Raw genomic sequence first — 2,282 nt, 5'->3', positions numbered from 1 at the left:
CGGGCGCGCCACTTCGGTACAAAACTGGGCACTCCAAAACCTACCGTTTTTGCGCTGGACGCAGCGACAAGGCTGCGCAGGAGTGCGCTTTTCGACCCCATGATGCGGATTTCTTTCGCGTCCACTTCGATGCGCTGAGCCAGAGCTCGGAGATAGTCGCGGCGGTAGCCACCGGATTCGGTCCGCATGCGCTTGCGGGCCTGGCTGGCGAAGGTTTTGAGCACCTGGGGCGTGATGCTTGGCCCGGCACGATCGAGCGCACCCTCGGCCCGCTCTGCGTCGGCACGGGCTTGGTCGCGGACAGACTTCAGCTCAGTCACGCGCTCCTTGAGCAGCGGATCGGACACATCGGCCACTCCATTTTCGATCGCGTCGTACAATCGCTTGAGTTTGGCTTCGGCTTCGGCTGCACGCTTGCGCAATTCGGCGATGTGCGTCGCTCGGCGCTCAGCGTGCTCCTGCCGGCGATGCAGGACCGCCGAGAGGACTTCCTCGAGCCGCTTGGGCTGCAAAAGACGCTGCTCGATGTGCTCGGCCACCACATTGTCGAGCTTTTCCATCGGGACGGTGCGGCCCTTGCAGCCGGTCTCTCCCTGCCGGGCTTTGGTTGAGCAAGTGTAGTATCTATACCGCCCGCTCTTCCCGGTCCGCAGCGTCATCGCTCCGCCGCAACTGGCGCAGAAGCAGATCCCGGTAAGGAGGGTCGGCCCACTGACGATGCGCGGCGCGGTTAGAGCTGGGCAGCGTGTCTTAAGCATCGTCTGTACAGCCTCGAACTCTTCCGCATCAACGATCGGCGGCACCGCCATTTCGACCACCTCGGTCTCCGGCTTGCGCTCGCGGGTTTTCCAAAATTTAGCGTTGAAGCGGTGGCGGCCAATATACGTCGTGCGCGTCAGCACCTTGTGAACGGCGTCGACGCCCCAGCGTCCGCCATCGCGCGTTCGGATACCGGATTCGTTCAGATGCTTGGCTATGGATTTGACGCCCATTGCCCCCGAGGAGCCGTTGCCCTGAAGCGCCAGGCGATAGATCAAACGCACGGTCTCGGCCTGGATAAGATCGATCTCCAATATCTTCTTCGTGCGGTGGCCGCGCTGCTCAATCGCTTCCACCACGCGGTAGCCGATCGGCGGTAGGGCGCCATTCCAGAAGCCCTGGCGGGCATTTTCCTTCATCGCCCGGAGCGTATGCTTGGCGTTCTCCTTGGACTGATATTCGTCGAACAGCGCCATGATTTGGCGGATCATGTTGCTCAGCGGGTCGTCGCCGAGCTCCTGCGTGATCGACACCAGCCGGACCCCATTCTTGGCAAGCCGGCGGACGTAAAACTCGAGCTGGAACTGGTCGCGGAAGAAGCGGCTGAAGCTGTGGACCAGGATCACGTCGAACGCCGGTGGCTTGGCCGTCGTCGCGTCGATCATCCGCTGGAATTCCGGCCGCCGATCATCCGTCGCGGACGCGCCGGGCTCGACATAATCGGCGACGATCTCCCAGCCTCGCGAAGCGCAATAGCTCTTCCCCTGACGGCGCTGATCCGGGATGGAGAGATCGCTTTCGGCCTGCCGTCCCGTGGAGACCCGCAGATAGAGCGCCGCCCGAACCGCTGCAGCCATGGTGATTGCCCTCAGTCCTTTCCAAACAACTCGTCGAACAGATCGCCAAACCAGGCTTCGAAGACATTGATCTCGGCTTCGGTCACCGGCACGTCCTTCGGCCAGTCGTCAGATACAGTCCACGTCACCGACGCGTGCTTCGCTCGCCGTCGGTCAGGGCGCGCGGGCGCACTTGCATAGTCGTAGAGGTCGTCAGGCGCACAGGCCGGCCGAGACCGCTGCTGCGATTTGTCAGGGGGAGCCATGGCGCCACTGTGGCAAGCCAGGTCGCCTCGCAGAACGGCCGATGTCTACGCTAGGTTATGCGGGGGTGCTGCGAAAGAGGCCAACCGTTCAGGGCAAGATAAAAGCCCCAAGGTGGGGCCGGTCGGAATGACTGCAATTTCAATCGCGTTGCGAACATCACCCACGCCAGGCACACCTTGCCTGCATCTTGCAACGCGCTGTTATTGCTCAGGCTCAGCCACCCTACGGCCAATTCAATGTCTTGAACGACGGCTTCCGCATCGATCCAGGCCGCATCCCTCGACCTCCGCCCTGGATCTCAGGCCGGGTGTCGCCGGGATAGGCGCGGCGAGGTCCGGATAGCCTCTCGGCGACCCGGCCACCGCATCATAGTGCTACGGCGAAGCAATAGTTCCCATCTTCATCGGCCGTGGCGCGCCA

At 62.7% G+C, this 2,282-nt stretch carries 1 protein-coding gene; it reads right to left on the bottom strand.

Going from position 1 to position 2,282, the window contains the following annotated elements; all coding sequences use genetic code 11:
• Positions 1 to 1,616: recombinase family protein (locus WA702_RS20935; protein ID WP_425112457.1), on the bottom strand; the 1,616-nt coding region annotated here is incomplete at its 3' end.
• Positions 1,617 to 2,282 lie beyond the last annotated feature (666 nt).

The organism is Bradyrhizobium sp., from assembly GCF_049798375.1.
Taxonomy (GTDB): Bacteria; Pseudomonadota; Alphaproteobacteria; order Rhizobiales; family Xanthobacteraceae; genus Bradyrhizobium.
This window is presented reverse-complemented; position numbering and strand designations above follow the sequence as displayed.